Annotated in this window: 16 protein-coding genes; 6 read left to right on the top strand and 10 right to left on the bottom strand. The window is 69.4% G+C overall.

Annotation, left to right across the window (positions count from 1 at the left end):
• Positions 1–86: 86 nt before the first annotated feature.
• Positions 87–389: a flagellar motor switch protein FliN gene (fliN, locus tag ABVN73_RS04850; RefSeq protein WP_014240218.1), complete on the bottom strand. Its 303-nt coding sequence runs from the start codon at positions 387–389 to the stop codon at positions 87–89.
• A gap of 208 nt (positions 390–597) precedes the next feature.
• On the opposite strand from fliN, the gene ABVN73_RS04845 reads away from it, so the two are divergent.
• The gene (locus ABVN73_RS04845) at positions 598–1,440 is read left to right on the top strand and encodes a rhodanese-like domain-containing protein (RefSeq protein WP_353859163.1); all 843 of its coding nucleotides are present in this window, start codon (positions 598–600) and stop codon (positions 1,438–1,440) included.
• 3 nt (positions 1,441–1,443) lie between these two features.
• On the opposite strand, the gene murJ is transcribed toward ABVN73_RS04845, so the two are convergent.
• Positions 1,444–2,994 (bottom strand): murein biosynthesis integral membrane protein MurJ, encoded by a 1,551-nt coding sequence (gene murJ / locus ABVN73_RS04840; RefSeq protein ID WP_353859162.1) that lies wholly within the window; start codon positions 2,992–2,994, stop codon positions 1,444–1,446.
• A gap of 171 nt (positions 2,995–3,165) precedes the next feature.
• Here murJ and ABVN73_RS04835 point away from each other — a divergent pair, with 171 nt between their 5' ends.
• Complete coding sequence (locus ABVN73_RS04835; protein WP_353859161.1) at positions 3,166–3,945, top strand: alpha/beta fold hydrolase; 780 nt, start codon at positions 3,166–3,168, stop codon at positions 3,943–3,945.
• 73 nt (positions 3,946–4,018) lie between these two features.
• On the opposite strand, the gene ABVN73_RS04830 is transcribed toward ABVN73_RS04835, so the two are convergent.
• Complete coding sequence (locus tag ABVN73_RS04830; protein WP_353859160.1) at positions 4,019–5,443, bottom strand: hypothetical protein; 1,425 nt, start codon at positions 5,441–5,443, stop codon at positions 4,019–4,021.
• Between the two features lie 276 nt (positions 5,444–5,719).
• Here ABVN73_RS04830 and ABVN73_RS04825 point away from each other — a divergent pair, with 276 nt between their 5' ends.
• Positions 5,720–6,454 carry a hypothetical protein gene (locus ABVN73_RS04825; protein WP_353859159.1) on the top strand — a complete coding sequence of 245 codons (735 nt, stop codon included), beginning with the start codon at positions 5,720–5,722 and terminating at the stop codon, positions 6,452–6,454.
• 190 nt (positions 6,455–6,644) lie between these two features.
• Entirely contained in the window at positions 6,645–7,151 is a 507-nt protein-coding gene (locus tag ABVN73_RS04820) for a response regulator (RefSeq protein WP_353859158.1), read from the top strand.
• A 103-nt stretch (positions 7,152–7,254) separates the two neighbouring features.
• Here ABVN73_RS04820 and ABVN73_RS04815 read toward each other — a convergent pair whose 3' ends face one another.
• Together ABVN73_RS04815 and ABVN73_RS04810 are read right to left on the bottom strand one after the other, a co-directional pair.
• A complete protein-coding gene (locus ABVN73_RS04815; protein WP_353859157.1) occupies positions 7,255–8,616 on the bottom strand; it encodes an HlyD family type I secretion periplasmic adaptor subunit in 1,362 nt (453 codons plus the stop codon).
• A 55-nt stretch (positions 8,617–8,671) separates the two neighbouring features.
• Complete coding sequence (locus ABVN73_RS04810) at positions 8,672–10,363, bottom strand: ATP-binding cassette domain-containing protein (protein ID WP_353859156.1); 1,692 nt, start codon at positions 10,361–10,363, stop codon at positions 8,672–8,674.
• 258 nt (positions 10,364–10,621) lie between these two features.
• Between ABVN73_RS04810 and hutH the strand changes: the two genes are divergently transcribed.
• Together hutH and ABVN73_RS04800 are read left to right on the top strand one after the other, a co-directional pair.
• The gene (hutH, locus tag ABVN73_RS04805; RefSeq protein ID WP_353859155.1) at positions 10,622–12,148 is read left to right on the top strand and encodes a histidine ammonia-lyase; all 1,527 of its coding nucleotides are present in this window, start codon (positions 10,622–10,624) and stop codon (positions 12,146–12,148) included.
• Between the two features lie 121 nt (positions 12,149–12,269).
• A complete protein-coding gene (locus tag ABVN73_RS04800; RefSeq protein ID WP_035673199.1) occupies positions 12,270–12,800 on the top strand; it encodes a peroxiredoxin in 531 nt (176 codons plus the stop codon).
• A 57-nt stretch (positions 12,801–12,857) separates the two neighbouring features.
• Here the strand turns inward: ABVN73_RS04800 and ABVN73_RS04795 are convergent, their stop codons facing one another.
• The 5 genes from ABVN73_RS04795 to ybgF form a co-directional block, all read right to left on the bottom strand.
• Positions 12,858–13,082, bottom strand: coding sequence for a DUF2061 domain-containing protein (locus tag ABVN73_RS04795; RefSeq protein WP_353859154.1), 225 nt, complete (start codon positions 13,080–13,082; stop codon positions 12,858–12,860).
• A 107-nt stretch (positions 13,083–13,189) separates the two neighbouring features.
• Positions 13,190–13,981, bottom strand: a complete 792-nt coding sequence (locus ABVN73_RS04790) for a rhomboid family intramembrane serine protease (RefSeq protein WP_353859153.1) — start codon at positions 13,979–13,981, stop codon at positions 13,190–13,192.
• A gap of 199 nt (positions 13,982–14,180) precedes the next feature.
• On the bottom strand, positions 14,181–16,118 hold the full coding sequence (gene ftsH, locus ABVN73_RS04785; RefSeq protein ID WP_014240204.1) for an ATP-dependent zinc metalloprotease FtsH: 1,938 nt from the start codon (positions 16,116–16,118) through the stop codon (positions 14,181–14,183).
• An 84-nt stretch (positions 16,119–16,202) separates the two neighbouring features.
• Positions 16,203–17,549: a tRNA lysidine(34) synthetase TilS gene (gene tilS, locus ABVN73_RS04780; RefSeq protein WP_353859152.1), complete on the bottom strand. Its 1,347-nt coding sequence runs from the start codon at positions 17,547–17,549 to the stop codon at positions 16,203–16,205.
• 8 nt (positions 17,550–17,557) lie between these two features.
• On the bottom strand, positions 17,558–18,463 hold the full coding sequence (gene ybgF / locus ABVN73_RS04775; protein WP_353859151.1) for a tol-pal system protein YbgF: 906 nt from the start codon (positions 18,461–18,463) through the stop codon (positions 17,558–17,560).
• Positions 18,464–18,585 lie beyond the last annotated feature (122 nt).

Raw genomic sequence — 18,585 nt, 5'->3', positions numbered from 1 at the left:
GCCGCATCATGATTGTTCCGGGAGCGCAACAAGTCGTTTCGCTTCCGGAACATGTCATTGCGCAAGCGCATCGAAGCGCCAGAACCTTAGCGCTTCCACTCGCGGCTGGATTTCACGAAGTCGGTCAGGGTGACGCCGATCTTGTCGTCCACGATGACCACCTCGCCGCGGGCGACGAGCACACCCTCCACATAGACGTCGGTCGGGTCCTTCAGGTGCCGGTCCAGCTCCACGACGGCGCCGCGGCCCAGCTTCAGCAGGTCGCGGACACGCAGCATGGCGGTGCCGATGACCACCTTGATCTCGACCGGCGCGTCGCCGATGGCGAAGGCGTCGCTGCTCATGTCGTCGGACGAGCCGGCGCCCAGCAGATCGTCGATGTTGGCCATGCCGCACTCCTTCACCCCGGGTCACCGGACCCGTCAACCGACTAGAGTTACCGCACCGGGCGCGCCGGGGCAACGGCGACCGTCGCGAGGGCCTGCGACAAGGATGGGAATCAACAGCGCAGATTTGGTTTTCCTGCGCCGCCTTGTGTTGATACCCTGCCCGCCCGACGTGAAACCCCGACGTGAAACCAGCCGCGAAGGCAGAGCCATGACCACCGATTCCCACCGCCCGCTGGTCGACAGCGCCTGGTTGAAGGGCGCCCTCACCCGCCCGGACCTCGTGATCCTCGATGTGCGCACGCCGCCCTCGGGTGGCTTCATCCCCGGCTCGATCCATTCCGACTACGCCAAGGCCGGCTGGCGGGCGACGGTGGACGGCGTCCCGGGCCTGCTGCCCGACGCGGACGTTCTGGAAAGGTTGATCGGCGGGCTGGGCATCGGCAACGGGGACCACGTCGTCCTGGTCGCCAGCGGCCTGAGCGCCGCCGACATGGGGAACGCGACGCGCGTCTACTGGACCCTCAAGACGCTGGGCCATGACCGCGTGTCGGTGCTGGACGGCGGCTTCGCCGCCTGGAGCGAGGCCGGCCAGCCCGTCGCCACGGCCGCCGCCACCCGCCCCGCCACCACCTTCACCGCGGCGCCCCGCGAGGACCTGCGCGCGCCCCTGCCCGTGGTCGCGGCGGCGGTGGCCGGCGGCTCCGTTCCGCTTCTGGACTCCCGCTCCGCCGAGCAGTTCGAGGGCAAGGCCAAGAGCCCGCAGGCCCGCGTTCCGGGCACGCTGCCGGGGGCGGTGCTGATCGAGAACGGCGCCCTCTACTCCGCCGCCGAGAAGCGCTTCCTCACCGCCGACGCGGTGAAGGCGCTGGCGGATCAGGCCGGGACGGGAGACGCGACGATCACCTTCTGCAACACCGGCCACCTCGCCTCGGTGTCCTGGTTCGCGCTGAGCGAGGTGGCGGGGATCGACGGGGTCCGCCTCTACGACGGGTCGATGTCGGAATGGACCGCCGACCCGGCCCGTCCCGTCAAGAACGGGCCGGCGGCTTAGGCGTTAGCCGCTCTTGCGGCGCCGGCGGAACCGCCCGAGGTCCGACCGGCGCAGCAGGCCCAGCGCGACCGCCAGCACCGCGTAGACCAACAGGCCGGCAAGGCCCAGCAGCACCAGCCCACCCAGCCGCTCGAACAGCCCATGGGCGGTCAGCCAGGGCGAGAGCTGGGTCTGCACCAGCCACAGCGTGCCGCCCATGGCGAGCGCCGCGATGGCCATGCGCGGCAGGTTGCGCAGCAGCCGGGCGTCGGCCTTGAACAGCCCGCGCCGGGTCAGCAACCACGCCAGCAGGCCGGCGTTGACCCAGGCGGCGACGGAGGTCGCCACCGCCAGCCCGACCTGGGCCAGCGGCCCCATCAGGGCCAGCTTCAGCGCCACGTTGACCGCCGTCGCGGCCAGCGCCACCCGCACCGGGGTCGCCGTGTCGTGCCGGGCGTAGAAGCCGTTGACGAGGCTGCGGATCACCACGAAGGCCGGCAGGCCCAGCGCGTAGGCCTGCAGGGTCGCGGCGGACTGCGCCGCGTCGGTCGGGCCGAAGGCGCCGTGCTGGAACAGCACCGACACGATGGGCAGGCCGGCGACCAGGAAGGCCGCCGCCGCCGGCAGGGTCAGCACCAGCGACAGCTCCACCGCCCGGTTCTGGCTCTCCACCGCGCCCGGCTCGTCGCCGCCCTTGATGCGCCGGGCCATTTCCGGAAGCAGAACGGTGCCGACCGCGATCCCGATGACGCCCAGCGGCAGCTGGTTCAGCCGGTCCGCATAGTAGAGGTAGGACACCGCCCCGGTCGGCAGCAGCGAGGCGATCAGCGTGTCGACGAACAGGTTGATCTGCGTCAGGCCGGACCCCAGCGCTGCCGGCCCCAGCACGGTCAGGAACCGCTTCACATCGGGCGTGAAACGCGGCAGGGCCAGACGCAGCCCCATCCCGGCGCGGCTGGCTTCCCAATAGAGATAGAGGAACTGCGCCAGCCCGGCTGCAAAGACGCCCCAGGACAGGGCGTGGCCCACCGTCGGCATCAGCGGCGCGGCCAGCACCATCGCCGCGATCAGGCAGAGGTTGAGCAGGATCGGCGCCGCCGCCGCCGCCCCGAACCGGCCCATGCTGTTGAGCACGCCGGCGAGCAGCGATTCCAGCGAGATGAACAGCAGGTACGGGAAGGTGATGCTGGTGAACAGCACGGCCAGCCGGAACTTCTCCGGCTCGTCGGAGAAGCCCGGCGCGAAGACGGTCATGAATTGCGGCATGATCGCCAGGATGCCGGCCAGGAACAGAAGCTGCACCGCCAGCAGCAGGCTCATCACCTCCTCGGCGAAGCGCTTGGCGGCGGCCTGCCCGTCCTGTACCAGCTTGGCGGAGAACAGCGGCACGAAGGCCGAGTTGAAGGCCCCCTCGGCGAACAGGGCGCGGAAATGGTTGGGCAGCCGGAACGCCACGAAGAAGGCGTCGGCCACCGGCCCGGCGCCGAGCAGCGCGGCGGTCAGGACGTCGCGCAGGAAGCCAAGGACGCGGCTGACCAGCGTCAGCCCGCCGACGGACAGGATGTTGCGGAGCACGGTGGTACGGGTCCTCTGATGGGCGGCGCCATCCTAGCGTTTTCCCCGCCCGCGTCACGCCTTTCGGCATGCCAGCCCGTGTGGAATTTGAAGGCGGCGGGCGGAAACGGTCTGCTAGGATCGCCGCCCACCCATTGTCCCATCCCCCACCTTCAGACAAGCGGAACGTCCATGGCCCAGGGTCTTCCCCTCACCTATCTGGAAGCCGGCGAAGCGAACGGCGGCACCCCCCTGCTGGTCCTGCACGGCCTGTTCGGGTCCGCGCGCAACTGGCAGACCCTGGCGAAGCGCTTCGCGGAGCGGCACCGGGTCTACGCGCTGGACCTGCGCAACCACGGCGGCGCCCCCTGGTCGGACGAGATGACCTACCCGGCGATGGCCGCGGACGTGCTGCGCTTCCTCGACGACCGCGGCTTCGCGCGGGCGTCGGTGGTCGGCCACTCCATGGGCGGCAAGGTGGCGATGGCTCTGGCGCTGACCCATCCCGACCGGGTTGAGCGGCTGGCGGTGGCGGACATCGCGCCGGTCGCCTACACCCACACCCACGCCCCCTTCGTGGCGGCCATGAAGCAGGCCAGGCTGGACGGCTGCACCCGCCGCTCGGAGGTCGAGGCGCAGCTTGTGGACGCGGTGCCGGAAGCCCCCCTGCGCTCCTTCCTGCTGCAGAATCTCGTTCTCGAGCAGGGGTCGTTTCACTGGCGGATCAACCTCGACGCCATCGGCGCCCGCATGGCCGATCTGATCGGCTTCCCGGATCTGGGCAACGCCCGGTACGACGGCCCCACCCTGTTCATCGGCGGCACCCGGTCCGACTACATCGTGCCGGAGAACCACGCCGCCATCCGCCGCCACTTCCCCAAGGCCACCATCGAGATGATCGAGGGCGCCGGCCACTGGCTGCACGCCGAACGCCCGCAGGAGTTCGCGGCCCTGGTCGAGGCCTTCGCCTGAACCAGCCGGACGGCAAAAAGAAACGGGGGCCGCGAAGGCCCCCGTTTCCGCATGCTGGAGATGCGCGGTCCTGTCAGAGCGCGCCCTGACGGGCGCCGGTCTTGGTGGCGGCCGGGGCGGCGGACTGGTTGAAGGCGTCGCGCAGGTAGGGCGACAGCGCCTGCCGCATCGTGCGCAGCCACTCGTGGATGATGATCAGCGAGCGGGAGGCGACCGGCGGGGTCATGCCCAGCTTCACCAGATCCTCGCGGGTCATCTGCGCCACCTCGTCGATGCGGTGGCCGGTCAGGCGCGCCCAGGCCGGAGCCGTGCAGGGGGCCATGGAGATGACCTCCACGCCCTCGCGCTCCACCATCTCCGCCTTGCGGCGGGCGTACTGGCTGTCGTCGAGCTGCGAGAACGGTCCGGAGAAGCCGTTCTCGACCAGGACGCGCTTGGCCTTCGGGGCGATGGTGGCGATGCGCTCCAGCGTGTTCATGCCGGTGGACAGCGAGGCCAGATCGACGGTGACCGGCACCATGAAGGTCAGCCGCTCGCCCTCGCCGACATAGTAGTCGAAGCCCGACACCTCGGCCCAGTTGAAGAACCACTGGGAGATGTTGCCACCGAAGTCGTAGAGGCGGCCGCCGCGCTGCAGTTCCGGACCGATCTGGTCCCAGAACTCGTAGAAGCCGTCGCCCGAGCCCATCATGTTCATGAAGTCCTGGGTGATGCGGCGGTGCTCCACCACCTCCGGACCGAACAGACGGTTCAGGCGCTCGTTGACTTCATACTCGACGACCTTGAGTTGAAGGCCTTCGAGCATGGCGGTCGCCATCAGGTGATGGGACAGCAGCGTCTTGCCGACGCCACCGCGGTCGTTGAGAACGAAGATGGTGCCCAGCATGCGGTCGCCTTTCCAGAGTCTGTTCGATGTCGAATTTTGAGGTGTTGAAACGTTGAGGTCCGGAGCTTTGAGAATCGGAGCCTGCATGGGAGAGACCTCCGGAGCCGGGGCCGGAGTCGGCTCCTCCGGCGCACCGGCGGACGGCGGTTCGGAAACGGGCATCGGCTCCGGTTCGGAAACAGGCGGGGGTTCCGGCACGTCGGCGTCCGGCGGGCCATCGGCCGCTCCGTCCGCCATGTCGGGTTCGACAGCGTCGGGTTCGACGGCTTCGGGTTCCGTTGCTTCTAGTGCAGCCGCTTCCGGTTCGGCCAACGCCGGAGTTTCCGACGCATCCTCGGCGTCGTCCGGCCGGCCCGCGGCGAGAGCGGCGCGGTGCACCGCGTCCAGCGTTTCACGCGGGGTCGTCTCGCCCGCCACCGCCCCGTCCGCGCCACCGTCGCGTTCCTCGTTCCCCACGAGGAAGAAGGCGGAGCGCAGGGTGACGGGCGAAATCGGCTGGTTGTCGCGGGCGGTGACACCCAGCTTCGCCAGCACATCCGAGATGTCCGCCCAGGACAGGCCACGCTCGCGCATCAGGCCGATGTCGGCGTAGCTTTCGCGGACAGCCTGCATGGCCGAGCGGTTTGCAGTCGGACGATCGGCAAGAAGCCGTTCCAGTTCCGCGCGATCAATCGACACCGTGAGTACCCGGCATGCGTGGTTCTGGGGAGGGGTGGGTAGGATTTGTGATACCGCAGGATTCCGTTCCCCCCGGTGCGGAAAAAATAGTACAAGCGATTGGGGTGCGCAAACGGTTTCCAACCATGTTCAACCGCATTAAACCTGTGACGCGGCAACCTTCCTTGGTCTCCGCCTGGATTGCAGGATAGGGCCCGGCGTTTGGCGAAGATGCCCTATGATTTCCGATCGCAGGATCAGCGGACCGCCGACTCCGGGCGGACGCCGGGGACGCCCATCGGCTTCCACGAGCTGCGTCAGGCCTGCGAGATATCGGCCCTCCGGGAGGATCTGGAACGGGTCCTCCAGGACACCGGCGCCCTGCGCGACAGCATCGAGGACGCGGTGGAGCAGGTGCGCCAGCGCTTCGCCGCCCTGACGGCGGAGGAGTTGGCGAACTCCGAGACGATGGCGCCGCTGCTCCAGTTCGCTGTCTCCACCCTGCTGACCATCCGCGACGAGGCCCGGCGGATCAACACCCAGACCGGCCCGGTGGACGATGACGACCGCCCCACGCGGACCGTCGCCGATCCGCGCCCCCAGCCCTCCACCGGGACGCCGGCTGCACCGCCGCCCTCCCCGCAGACCGCGTCGCCGGCCGCGCCCCAGACCGCCCCCCGAACCTACGCGCCGCCGCCGTCCGACGAGCCGGCCCCGCCCTTCGCCTCCGAACCGGCGCGCGAGGAGCCACCCCCGCCGCCACCGCCGGCGCCCGTTTTCTCGCCCTTCGTGCCGCGCGCCCCAGCCCCGGCGCCACAGCGCCCCGCAGCACCGGAGCCCACGCCCGACGCGCCGCCGGCTCCCTCCTGGCTCTCTCCCCTGTCCGGGCGCAAGAGCGGGCCCGGCGTCAACGGCAGCGCTCCCCGCAGCGGCAACGTGGACTGGCTGAGCCGGCCCAAACGCTGACCTTCCGCTGTCGCCACGCCGCTGGCGCCCTGGCACCGTCGCTCCGCTGTTGCGGGAAGGTCGCACCTCGTCCGAACGCACCCACGTCACACCGATTTTCCTTGAACTCCAAAATGGGTGAGGCTACCACTTTATTTGGTAAATGAATCTTTACCAATAACACCTGCGGCGACGCATAGGGGTGATGGTCATGACACGGGACGATGTGGATATGCTGGCACGACCGGCGTCCAGCCTGGAATGGCGGCACCGCTGCGGCCCGGCCGCCCAGACCGACCGGACCGAGACATCCCGGCGCGGCACCCAGGCGGCGGTCCGTCCGCTGCGGTTGCTGATCGTGGAGGACGAGACCCTCGCCGCCGAGGCGGTGGGCATGGCCGCCATGGACCTCGGCCACATCGTCTGCGGCACCGCCCGCACCGAGGAGGAGGCGGTGGCCATCGCCGGCCGCGAGCGCCCCGACGTCGCGCTGATGGACGTCCGTCTGGCCGGCGGCGACGGGATCGAGGCGGCGCGGCGCCTGCGCGCCAACTACGGCATCCGCTCGATCTTCCTGTCCGGCTACGCCAACCACGCGATCATGGCCCGCATCACCGAGACCTACCCGCTGGGCGTCGTCAACAAACCCTATTCTCTGGCCCAATTGAAGCTCGCGCTGGACCTCGCGGCGCGGCGCCTGCACGGCCCGCGCGGCTGACACCGTCCCGCTTCGCCAAACAAGGAAGGGCGGCCTCCCCTGTGGGAAGCCGCCCTTTCCTTTTCCGAACCATCGCGGAGCGTGACGCCCTCCGGCCCGGCCGTTACTCCTGGATGAACGCCTTGACGTAGGAGTGCGACAGCGGCTGCACCAGATAGTCGAGCGGGGTGCGGGCGGACAGCAGGATGCGCGCCTCCACCGGCATGCCCGGCTTGATGGTCAGGTTGTGGACCTGATGGGAGTCGCTGTCCTTCAGCTTGATCCGCGCGATGTAGGATTCCTGCCGGGTGATCGGGTCCATCACGCGGTCGGCCGAGACGTAGGTCACCGTGCCGTCCAGCGAGCCGACGACGCGGCTGTCATAGGCGGTCAGCTGCACCTTCACCGGCAGATCGACGGTCAGCGACTTGATGTCCTTCGGCTGGACCTTCACCTCGGCCAGCAGGGCGCGGCCGTCCGGGATGATGTCCAGGATCGGCTCGTTGGCGGTGATCGTGCCGCCGGCGGCCCAATGGCTGTGCATCACGACGGTTCCGGCGTCCGGAGCCTTGATCGCGCGGGTCTCCAGCCGGTTGGCGGCGTCGCGGATCTGCTCGGCGAGGCGGATGACGTCGCCGCGGGACTTCTCCAGATCGACCAGGACCTTCTCGCGGAAGTCGTTGCGCCGGCGCAGAAGCTCGCCCTCGGCGTCCACGGCGGCCTGGTTGGCCTGGGCGATGCGGGCCTCAAGCTCGCGGTCGCGGCCCTTGAGCTGCGCCTCCTCCTTCTGCTGCTCGACCAGCTTGGTGCGGGTGGCGTTGCCGCGGGACAGCAGGCCCTGGGTGATGCGCAGATCGTCCTCGATGAGCTGGATCTCGCGGGCCAGGAACTTGCGCTGCTCCTGAAGGCTCTTGCCCTCCTCGCGCAGCGTGGCGACGCGCTCCTTGGTCAGCTTGGCCTCGGTGTCGAGCTGGTTGCGGCGGACCTGGAACAGCGTCTCCTGGTTGCCCATCAGCTTCTCGACCGTGCGGTCGGTGCCGCGGCGGCGCAGCAGCTCCTCCGGCCACTCGATGGTGGGCTGCTCGAACAGCTCGGCGGTCAGCCGCGCTTCCAGCGCCTGGGTCTCCAGCCAGGAGGTGCTGAGCACCTGGAGCCGGGTCGCCGCCTCCGTGCTGTCCAGCCGCATCAGGACCTGACCGGCCTTCACCGTGTCGCCTTCCTTGACGAGGATCTCCTCGATCTGGGCGGTCTCGGTGTGCTTCACGATCTTGCGGCCGGTCTCCGGGGCCAGAGCGCCGGAGGCCATGACGGCGCTGTGAAGCGGGGCGAGCGCGGCCCAGGCGGTCATCCCGCCGAAGCCCACCGCCAGCACCATGAAGCCGCCGGCCAGAAGCCCGCTGACCCGGGTGTCGGGAACCAGCGCGCGCAGCGCGCCGATCGACGTCATGGTCTTCGTCTTGTAGGTGTTCATGGTGGTGTCGGTCATAACAATCGGTCCTTGATCGCCGGAAGTGCTGGGTGCTGGTCTGGACATTCCGGCGTCAGCCGGCGGCGCTCTGCACCGGCGCCGGGCCGATGTTGCGCAGGCGGCTCCAGTTCGGACCCTGCTGCTCCTGCTGGCGTTGCGGCAGTTCGACCGCCATGCCGTTCTTCAGAACGAAGGTCTTGTCGGAGATGTCGACGAAGGCCGGGGAGTGGGTCAGCACGATGGTGGTGACGCCGCGGTTCTTGGCCTCGACGATGAACTCGCGCACCGCCTTATGGCCGATCTCGTCCATGCCGGCCGACGGCTCGTCGAGAACCATCAGCGACGGGCGGCCGTAGCCGGCGCGGGCCAGGGCGATCAGGCGGGCCGAGGCGCCGGTGATCGGGAACAGCGGGTCGGTCACTTCGGTGTCATAGCCGCCGGGCAGGCTCTCGATCCAGGAATGGATGCCGGCGCGCTTGGCGGCGTCCTCGACCTTCTCCCGCGTCGTCTCGGTGAAGCGGGCGATGTTCTCGGCGATGGTGCCGGGCAGCAGATCGGCGCCCTGCGCCATGTAGCCGATGCCCTGCTCCGGGGTTTCCGGGTTCAGCGAGGCGACGGCCAGACCGCCCAGCCGCACGGTGCCGGCCGACGGCATCGCCACGCCGGCCAGCAGACGGGCCAGGACCGACTTGCCGGAGCGGTTGGGGCCGGCGATGCACACCGTCTGGCCCGGCTCGACCGCCAGCGTGACGCTGCGCAGGATCGGCTTCTGGTCGCGGGGGGAGACGAACAGGAGGTTCTCGACGGTCAGGCGCTCGCGCTCCACCGGGATCATCGGGCGCTCCGGCTCGAGCGACAGGCGCTTGAGCAGCGGGAACAGGCGGCGGAAGGCCTGGTAGGACTTCTGGATCTGGCCCCAGGCGCCGGCGGTCTGCTCGACCGGGGCGAGGGCGCGGCCGACCAGCATGGAGGTGGCGATCATGCCGCCGAAGGACAGGTGCTGCTCGATCACCAGCAGGGCGCCGACGCCGGTCACCGCGATCTGGATGACCATGCGGACCCACTTGGTGAAGGCGCCGATGGCGGCGGCGCGCTCGGTCGAGCGGCCCTGCAGGGCGGAGGTGGTCATGGCGTCGCGGGCCACGGCATCCAGCGCGCTCGGCCCCATGCGCAGGCCGCGCACCGTTTCCGACCGCGACAGCAGGGAGTCGAACAGGCGCTGCGAACGGCTGGCCGGGGCCTTGCTGTCCTCGGCGAAGTGGCGCACCGCCCAGTTGCTCAGATAACCCAGCGCCGTCATGATGACCATCGCGGCGACCAGGATCACGGCGAGCAGCGGGTGGATCAGGTAGATGCCGATGACGTACAGCGGCACCCAGGGCAGATCCATCAGGGCCGGCAGCGACGGGCGGCTCATCGCGCCCTTGACCTCCATGAGGTCGCTGACCGGGGCGGTGTCCGGGCGGCCGCGGCCCGAGGCGTCCAGCACGTCGGCGGTCAGCCGGCGGCGCCAGGTGACCTCCAGCGCGTTGCCCGCGCGGGCCAGGATGCGCGCCCGCACCGTTTCCATGGCGGCGCTCAGCGTCAGGGCCATCACGACGATGACCGTCAGCATGACCAGCGTGTCGATGTTTCCGGACGGAATGGCCCGGCTGAAGACCTGAAGTGAATAAAGCGGCATCGCCAACATCAGAAGATTGATGGTGGCGCTGAAGACAAATGCACCAACGAGTACCCGGGTGAAATAGCGTCCCCCGTGAGCCATGTCTTTATTGGTCTTTTCAGACCCGCGAGAAAACAGGCGAGGCATTTACAGCCCTCCAATTGTCACCGTTTGCGGCAGTGCCCACTGGATGCAGGCGAGGTCAGTTGGCGCGTTTTTGGTAAATGAAATCTGAAGATTGAGGGACATCACAGGAATGCCACTGAAAACCACCCCCTTTGCGCAAACGACAAGGACGCCTCATGTGAAGGACAGCCCTGTTCACCCCGTTTCGCGCCGCCCCGCTTGAAGGAACGCCGCATGACCGACACCTTGACCATCGACCCCGGCCGTCTCGCCCTGCCCGACCTGCGCCGCATCCTGCGCGACCCGCCGGTCCTGGCCCTGACGCCCGGCTGCCGCGCCGCCATTGACGCCTCGGCCCGCACGGTGGCGGAGGCAGCGGGCGGGGAGCGCGCGGTCTATGGCGTCAACACCGGCTTCGGCCTGCTGGCGAAGAAGCGCATTCCTCCGGATCAGGTGCGGGAGCTGCAGCGGCGGCTGGTCCTGTCGCACAGCGCCGGCACCGGACCGGACCTGCCGCCGGGCGTCGTCCGGCTGATCCTGGCGCTGAAGGTCAACGCGCTGGCGCGCGGCCATTCCGGCGTGCGCATGGCGGTGATCGAGGCGCTGCTGGCGCTTTACAACGGGGGTGTCCTGCCGGTGGTGCCGGCCAAGGGGTCGGTCGGGGCGTCCGGCGATCTGGCGCCGCTGGCCCACCTGACCGGCGTCCTGATCGGCGAGGGCGAGGCCGACGTGGACGGCGAGCGGCTGCCCGCCGCCGAGGCGCTGGCCCGCGCCGGGCTGGCGCCGCTGACGCTGGAAGCCAAGGAGGGCCTGGCCCTGCTGAACGGCACCCAGGTGTCCACCGCGCTGGGTCTGGCCGGGCTGGTCGCCGCGGAGGACGGCTTCGCCGCCGCCCTGGTCGCCGGGGCCCTCAGCGTCGATGCCGCCCTCGGCAGCGACGGCCCCTTTGACGCCCGCATCCACGAGCTGCGCGGCCAGCCGGGTCAGCGCGACGTGGCCGCCGTCTACCGCTCCCTCCTCCAGGGCAGCGGCATCCGCGACTCCCACCGGGAGGGGCACGAGACGGTGCAGGACCCCTACAGCCTGCGCTGCCAGCCCCAGGTGATGGGCGCGGTGCTCGACCATCTGCGCTTCGCCGCGGGCGTGCTGGAGCGCGAGGCCAACGCCGTCTCCGACAACCCGCTGGTCTTCCCGGACAGCGGCGACATCCTGTCGGGCGGCAATTTCCACGCCGAGCCGGTGGCGATGGCCGCTGACGTGCTGGCCCTGTCCATCGCCGAGACGGGGGCGCTGTCGGAACGGCGGATCGCGTTGCTGATGGACACCCACCTGTCGGGCCTGCCGCCCTTCCTGGTGGCCGATGGCGGGCTGAACAGCGGCTTCATGATCGCCCAGGTCACTGCGGCGGCGCTGGCCAGCGAGAACAAGCAGATGGCCCACCCGGCCAGCGTGGACAGCCTGCCCACCTCGGCCAACCAGGAGGACCATGTGAGCATGGCGACCCACGCCGCCCGCCGCCTGACGGACATGGCCGACAATTTGGCGGGGATCGTCGCGGTGGAGCTTCTGGCCGCGGCCCAGGGGATCGACCTGCGGGCGCCGCTGGCCTCCTCCCCCGCGCTGGAGCGCGCTCGGGGGCTGCTGCGCGCCCGCGTGGCGGTGTGGACGGAAGACCGTGCGATGGCACCGGACATCGCGGCGGCGAAACGGCTGGTGACGGAGGGCGCCTTCCGCCCCTTCGCGGAGGCGCTTCTCCCCTGATCCACGAAGCCGGCTGAGACAAGACCGCGCAGGCGGCTCCGGCCGGTTTTCGTCAATCCGTTGAAGGGCTAAGCTTCAGGCCATCCCACACCAACCGCTTCCCTTCGATCCGGAGACCCTCATGGAAGGACGCAAAGTCCCCTCGGTCGTGTTCAAGACCCGCGTGCGCGACGAAAGCGTCGGCGGCCCCAACCCGTTCCGCTGGCAGGACGTCAGCAGCGACGACCTGTTCGCCGGCAAGCGCGTCGTCGTCTTTTCCTTGCCGGGCGCCTTCACCCCGACCTGCTCCAACCAGCAGGTGCCGACCTACGACGCGCTCTATCCCGAGTTCCGCGACCTGGGCGTCGATGAGGTTTATTGCCTCAGCGTCAACGACGCCTTCGTGATGTTCCAGTGGGGCAAGCATCTCGGCGTGAAGAACGTCAAGCTGATCCCCGACGGCTCCGGCCATTTCACCCGGCGCATGGGCATGCTGATCAACAAGGACCATGTCGGTTTCGGCATGCGGAGCTGGCGCTACGCCATGGTGGTGACCGACGGCGTGATCGAGAAATTGTTCGAGGAGCCGGGCATCAACGACGCCGGCGAGGGCGGCGACCCCTACGGCGAATCCGCTCCGGAAGCGGTGCTGGCCTACCTGCGGTCGCGTTGAGCCTCTCCGACTGCCCCTCTCCTGTTGTTCCACAGGAGAGGGGTTTTACCGCTCCTTTCAAGCAGGAACGGCGGCCCCTTCCGCCGGCTCCGCCTCGGCCGCCAGCACCTTGCGCCGCTCATGGGCCGCCCAGGCCCGCTCGTGCAGGTGATAGGCCACCGTGTTGCACAGCGGCTCCACCAGCGCCAGCGCGCCACCCACCGCGATGCTGCCGGTCATCAGATAGCCGACCGTGAAAGCCACCGTGAAGTGGATGCAGGCAAAGCTGAAGGTCTTGGTCATCGTGGAACTCCCGAACGCCGCCGTTTTTGTGCAGCCTCAGCATGCGTGCCGAGCGGCGAAAGGTCCAATCGAACGATCCGAACACATCAATAGTTTTTCTCTATCGTTTAGCGAAAGGGACGGTGGCGGTCACCGGCTTCCGGCACGCTGCCACGGCGCAGCCGGGTGCCGGGCGGCACGACCGCGAAGGCGCGGCTGTGCGGCGGCTCCAGCAACCGCACCTCGGGGCGCTTGAAGAAGGGGATCAGCGCCGCCCCCATGACGAACCCGCCCACATGCGCCCAGAAGGCCACCCCGCCGCTGTCGTCGGAGGTCGGGGTGGTGACTCCGCTCAGGATCTGGCCGACGAACCAGAAGCCCAGAACCAGCACCGCCGGGACGCTGATGACGCGCACGATGATGATGAACCAGAAGAAGACGCCGACATTGGCCCGCGGGTGCAGCACCAGATAGGCGCCGAGCACCCCGCCGATGGCCCCGCTCGCCCCCACCATCGGCACCTGGGAGGTCGGGGCCGCGAAGCTCTGGGCGAGCGCCGCCGCCGTTCCGCACAGCAGGTAGAAGACCACGAAGCGGCCCCGCCCCATGCTGTCCTCGACGTTGTTGCCGAAGATCCAGAGGTACAGCATGTTGCCGGCGAGGTGCAGGAAGCCACCATGCATGAACATCGAGGTGATGATGGACATCCAGGGCGGAACGACCCGCAACGGTTCCGGCAGGTCCGCATAGCCGAACAGCACCGCCGGGACGAGGCCGAAGGAATAGACGGCGAGGTTTCCGCCCCGCGCGCCCAGCGAGAGCTGCCACAGGAACACCATCACGCACAGCGCGATCAGCGCCATGGTGACGACCGGCGTCCGCCGCGTCGGGTTGTCGTCGTAGATGGGCAGGAACAGCATCGGCGGCGCTTTCGGTGGAGGCGACCCTGTTCAACACGATGGCCCCGCCGGTCGGTTCCGCCAAGACGTACGGGACGCACGTACAGCCGGAAGATGCCTCGGAAAACGCCGGGGAAGCGGCCGGCAAAGAAAAACCGGCGCCCCTTGCGGAGCGCCGGTTTCTCTGAACGAAGCAGCGGTGCGGATCGGATGCCGGAGATCAGGTCCCCTGGGGCTCCGGGTCCATTCCGCCGCTTTCCTTAGTGGTCGGCACCGAGGGGCGGCGGCCCGAGGTCGGGGTCGGCTGCTTCGGCGGGGCCGGAGAGAAGCCTTCCCGCTCGTCGTTGCGGATCAGCGGCTCGCCGCGCAGCAGGCGGGCGATGTCCTCACCGCTCAGGGTCTCATACTCCAGCAGGCCCTTGGCGATGGTGTGCAGCTGGTCGATGTTCTCCGTCAGGATGCGGCGGGCCTCGCCGTACGCCTCGTCGACGATCCGGCGGATTTCCTCGTCCACCGTGCGGGCCGTGGCGTCGGACATGTTCTTGTGCTGGGTGACGGAGTGGCCGAGGAAGACCTCCTGCGTCGGCTCGCCGTAGAGCAGCGGGCCCAGCTTGTCGCTCATGCCCCACTCGGTGACCATGCGGCGCGACATGTCGGTCGCCATCTTGATGTCGCCCGACGCGCCCGTGGTCACGCGGTCCTTGCCGAAGATCAGCTCTTCCGCGATGCGGCCGCCCATGGCGACGCGCAGGTCGGCGTGCAGCTTGGCCTGGGACAGCGAGATGCGGTCGCCTTCCGGCAGGCGCATCACCATGCCGAGCGCGCGGCCGCGCGGGATGATGGTGGCCTTGTGCACCGGATCGCTGTCCGGCTGGTGGATGGCGACGATGGCGTGACCGGCCTCGTGATAGGCGGTCAGCTTCTTCTCGTCCTCGGTCATGACCATGGAGCGGCGTTCCGCGCCCATCATGACCTTGTCCTTGGCGGCCTCGAACTCGGCCATGCCGACGACGCGCTTGCCGATGCGGGCGGCGAGCAGCGCGGCCTCGTTGACGAGGTTGGCGAGGTCGGCGCCCGAGAAGCCCGGGGTGCCGCGCGCGATCACCTTGGCGTCGACGTCCGGGGACAGCGGCACCTTGCGCATGTGGACCTTGAGGATCTTCTCGCGGCCCAGCACGTCCGGGTTCGGCACGACGACCTGACGGTCGAAGCGGCCCGGACGCAGCAGCGCGGGGTCGAGCACGTCCGGACGGTTGGTCGCGGCGATGAGGATGACGCCCTCGTTCGCCTCGAAGCCGTCCATCTCGACCAGCAGCTGGTTCAGGGTCTGCTCGCGCTCGTCGTTGCCGCCGCCCAGGCCGGCGCCACGATGGCGGCCCACGGCGTCGATTTCGTCGATGAAGATGATGCAGGGGGCGTTCTTCTTGCCCTGCTCGAACATGTCGCGGACGCGGCTGGCGCCGACACCCACGAACATCTCGACGAAGTCGGAGCCGGAGATGGTGAAGAAGGGCACATTGGCCTCACCCGCCACGGCGCGCGCGGTCAGGGTCTTGCCGGTGCCCGGCGGGCCGACGAGCAGCACGCCCTTCGGGATCTTGCCGCCCAGACGCTGGAACTTCTGCGGGTCCTTCAGGAACTCGACGATTTCCGCCAGTTCCTGCTTGGCCTCGTCGATGCCGGCGACGTCGTCGAAGGTGACCCGGCCGACCTTCTCCGTCAGCAGGCGCGCGCGGGACTTGCCAAAGCCCATGGCCTTGCCGCCGCCCGACTGCATCTGACGCATGAAGAAGATCCAGACGCCGATCAGCAGCAGCATCGGGAACCAGGACAGCAGGACGGAGAACAGCGAGGGCACGTTGCTGTCATCCGGAACGGCGCTGATGCGCACGTTCTTCTGCGTCAGCCGCTCGACCAGCCCGGCTTCGGGCGGGACGTAGGTGCTGAAGGACCGGCCGTCGGTGAAGTGGCCGGAGACCTGGTTTCCTTTGATGGTGACGTCGGCCACTTGGCCGCGGTCCACTTCGGCGAGAAGCTCGCTGAACGGAACCGTCGTCTGCGGGCTGCGCGTGGAAGAGCTCTGGAACAGGTTGAACAGGGCCACCAGCAGCAGCCCAATGATGATCCAGAGCGCGAGATTCTTGCCGAAATTGTTCACGTCGAAAGCCTTTCTGCGAACCCTGCGCGGAAAGGTAGGCCGATGCGGAGCCACCCCTCCCGGGCTTACGGGCACGTTCCCAGATTAAATAATGCCGACACGGTCCGAAACAACCGGAAAAGCTGGGCCGGCCAACACCACCCCGGGCGCGTGCAAAGCGACCGCCGAAAGGGGGAATCCGGGCCGCCTGAAGCCCAGATGCGGCACCACCGCCAGCCCGTTTCCGTCCCACAGCGCCGGCAGCGTCTCGCGGACCGGTTCGGGCAGGGCGATGCGGCCCGAATCCGGGCCTGCGGACCGCACCGTTTGCCACCCGTCCCGCCCCAATTTCGCCACGCTGACCGCCCCATTCGCCCCCGGCCCCAGCCGAACGGCGAATCGGCGATCCCACCAGACTTCCCCGCCAGGGGTAAGGTCCAGCCATTCGGTCACCCCGACCGGTTCCCGCGCGATCATCAGAAGTCCCCGCAGCGGCACGATTCGGCAGCCGCCCAGCGTGCGCCCCCGGAAGCGTCCCCCCGCGATGTCGGCGAGCAGACGCTCCGCCGCCTCGTCCCTCGGCGGATAGGCGGCGCCGCCGATGGCGGCGATGCAGCGGGCCAGCGCGCGCAGGCCGATCTCCTCCGGCGCGCCCAGGAGAGGAGTCGGATCCAACCGCAGCCACCCCTCGGGATGGACCTCCACGGCCTCGGCCAGCAGGGCGGCGGTTCCCGCCTCCAGCGCGTTGCGGGCGCGGGCGGCCCGGCGCGCGAGGTCGGCCAGACGCGGCGCGTCCAGCCCCTCGGCGGCCAGCGCCTCCCCCGCCGCGCGCAGGCGGGCGCGGGCGAAGCGCGGGTTGCGGTTGGAGGGGTCCTCGATCCACTCCTGGCCGAAGGCGCGGCAGGTCGCCACCAGCCGGTCATGGGAGAGGTCCAGCAGCGGCCGGATCACCCGCGCCGCGCCGCCCGCGCGCACCGGCGCCATGCCAGCCAGCCCGTCGATTCCGGAGCCGCGGGCGAAGCGCAGAAGCACCGTCTCCGCCTGATCGTCGCGGTGGTGGGCGAGCGCCAGATGGAGGATGCCCTCCTCCCGGCAGCGCTCGGACAGCAGACGGTGGCGCGCGGCGCGGGCCGCCTCCTGGATGCCGGTCGCCGGCTTCTCGCCGTCCCAACGCAGAATGGCATGGGCGATGCCGCGGGCCTGCAGCCAGCCGCCCACACGGGCGGCCTCCGCCGCGGATTCCGCGCGAAGGCCATGATCGACGATCAGCGCGAGGGCATCCCCGCCCCGCTCCGCCGCCCAAGTCTGGACGAGCAAGGCCAGCCCGAGGCTGTCCGCCCCGCCGGACACGCCGACGGCCACGCGCGGCCGCGCCTCGAAGCCGCCCAGCCGGTCCATGCGGACGGCGAATTCGGGTGCCGAAATCGGCCCGGCCGGGGCGGGCTCGCTCACCGCGCCCGTCAGGCGCAGTTCAGGCGGCGGCGCTCGGTGTCGGCGCGGCGCTTCACGCTCGCCGACGCTTCGGGGAACTTGGTGATCAGCTGGTTGAAGGCCGTGCAGGCGTCCTTCTTCTGGTTCAGCTGCTGCAGCGACATGCCGAGCTTCAGCAGGTTGTCCGCCGCCTTGTTGTTCTTCGGGTACTTCTGCACGCCCTCGGCGAAGGCCACGGCGGCGTCCTGGAACTTGTTGCGGACGTAATAGGTCTCACCCAGCCAGTACTGGGCGTTGCCGGCGAGCTGGTGGTTCTTGTTCTTCGCCAGGAAGTCGCTGAAGGCCTTTTCCGCCTTGTCGTAGTCGGACTGGCGCAGCAGCTCGAAGGCGTGCTCGTACTGCTTTTCCGGGGTCGAATTGGCGGGCAGCGGCGCCAGGGCGGCGGCCTGCTTCTCCGCCGGCTTGTCAGCCGCCTTCTCGGGCGCCTTGGCGGCGCTGGGGGCCGCCGCCGGAGCCGCCGCGCTGGGCTTGGCCGGACCGCCGAACGGATCGCTGGCCGCTCCGCCGCCCTTGCTTTCCAGCTCCTTCAGGCGGAAATCGATGTCGCTGTTGACCCGCTCCAGCCGGTCCTTCATCTGCGAGATCTGATAGGTCGCCTCTTCATAGCGCCCGGTCAGTTCCGACAGGGCGCGCTCCAGCTTCTGCAGCCGCACCTCGAAATCCGCGGCCAGGGACGGCTGGATCTCGGCGGTCTGCCCGCGCGTGTAGGAATTGCCCGGATAGGCCTGCGCCACCTCGACGCGCCCGCCCAGCGCCTCCACCCCCGACTCCAGCCGGTCCAGACGATCCTGCAGCGAAACCGTCTGCGCGAGGACGGAACCGCTGCACAGCAGGCCGCCGAGCAGCAGAGCGGCGAATGAAGTGGTCTTGGTCATGCGTCGGGGGTCCTGTCCGGGCGGAAAAAGCCGTCGTTGAGAGGGTGCCGGCCCAAGCGGGCGAAACTATGGCGGCTGTTTACCAGAAGCGCGCGCCCCTTGCACGGTGGTGATTTGGAAAT

This window comes from Azospirillum formosense, assembly GCF_040500525.1.
Classification (GTDB): Bacteria; Pseudomonadota; Alphaproteobacteria; order Azospirillales; family Azospirillaceae; genus Azospirillum; species Azospirillum formosense_A.
The sequence above is the reverse complement of the archived record's forward strand: the minus strand, read 5'-3'. Positions and strand labels throughout refer to the sequence as shown.

Coding starts and splice junctions, on each gene's coding strand:
- hutH (WP_353859155.1), top strand. CDS start 10,622: ATGACCGACACCTTGACCATCGACCCCGGCCGTCTCGCCCTGCCCGAC.
- ABVN73_RS04845 (WP_353859163.1), top strand. CDS start 598: ATGACCACCGATTCCCACCGCCCGCTGGTCGACAGCGCCTGGTTGAAG.
- ABVN73_RS04810 (WP_353859156.1), bottom strand. CDS start 10,363: ATGGCTCACGGGGGACGCTATTTCACCCGGGTACTCGTTGGTGCATTT.
- ABVN73_RS04830 (WP_353859160.1), bottom strand. CDS start 5,443: ATGCAGGCTGTCCGCGAAAGCTACGCCGACATCGGCCTGATGCGCGAG.
- ABVN73_RS04825 (WP_353859159.1), top strand. CDS start 5,720: ATGCCCTATGATTTCCGATCGCAGGATCAGCGGACCGCCGACTCCGGG.
- ABVN73_RS04820 (WP_353859158.1), top strand. CDS start 6,645: ATGACACGGGACGATGTGGATATGCTGGCACGACCGGCGTCCAGCCTG.
- ABVN73_RS04800 (WP_035673199.1), top strand. CDS start 12,270: ATGGAAGGACGCAAAGTCCCCTCGGTCGTGTTCAAGACCCGCGTGCGC.
- ABVN73_RS04835 (WP_353859161.1), top strand. CDS start 3,166: ATGGCCCAGGGTCTTCCCCTCACCTATCTGGAAGCCGGCGAAGCGAAC.
- fliN (WP_014240218.1), bottom strand. CDS start 389: ATGGCCAACATCGACGATCTGCTGGGCGCCGGCTCGTCCGACGACATG.
- ABVN73_RS04795 (WP_353859154.1), bottom strand. CDS start 13,082: ATGACCAAGACCTTCAGCTTTGCCTGCATCCACTTCACGGTGGCTTTC.
- ABVN73_RS04790 (WP_353859153.1), bottom strand. CDS start 13,981: ATGCTGTTCCTGCCCATCTACGACGACAACCCGACGCGGCGGACGCCG.
- ABVN73_RS04815 (WP_353859157.1), bottom strand. CDS start 8,616: ATGACCGACACCACCATGAACACCTACAAGACGAAGACCATGACGTCG.
- ybgF (WP_353859151.1), bottom strand. CDS start 18,463: ATGACCAAGACCACTTCATTCGCCGCTCTGCTGCTCGGCGGCCTGCTG.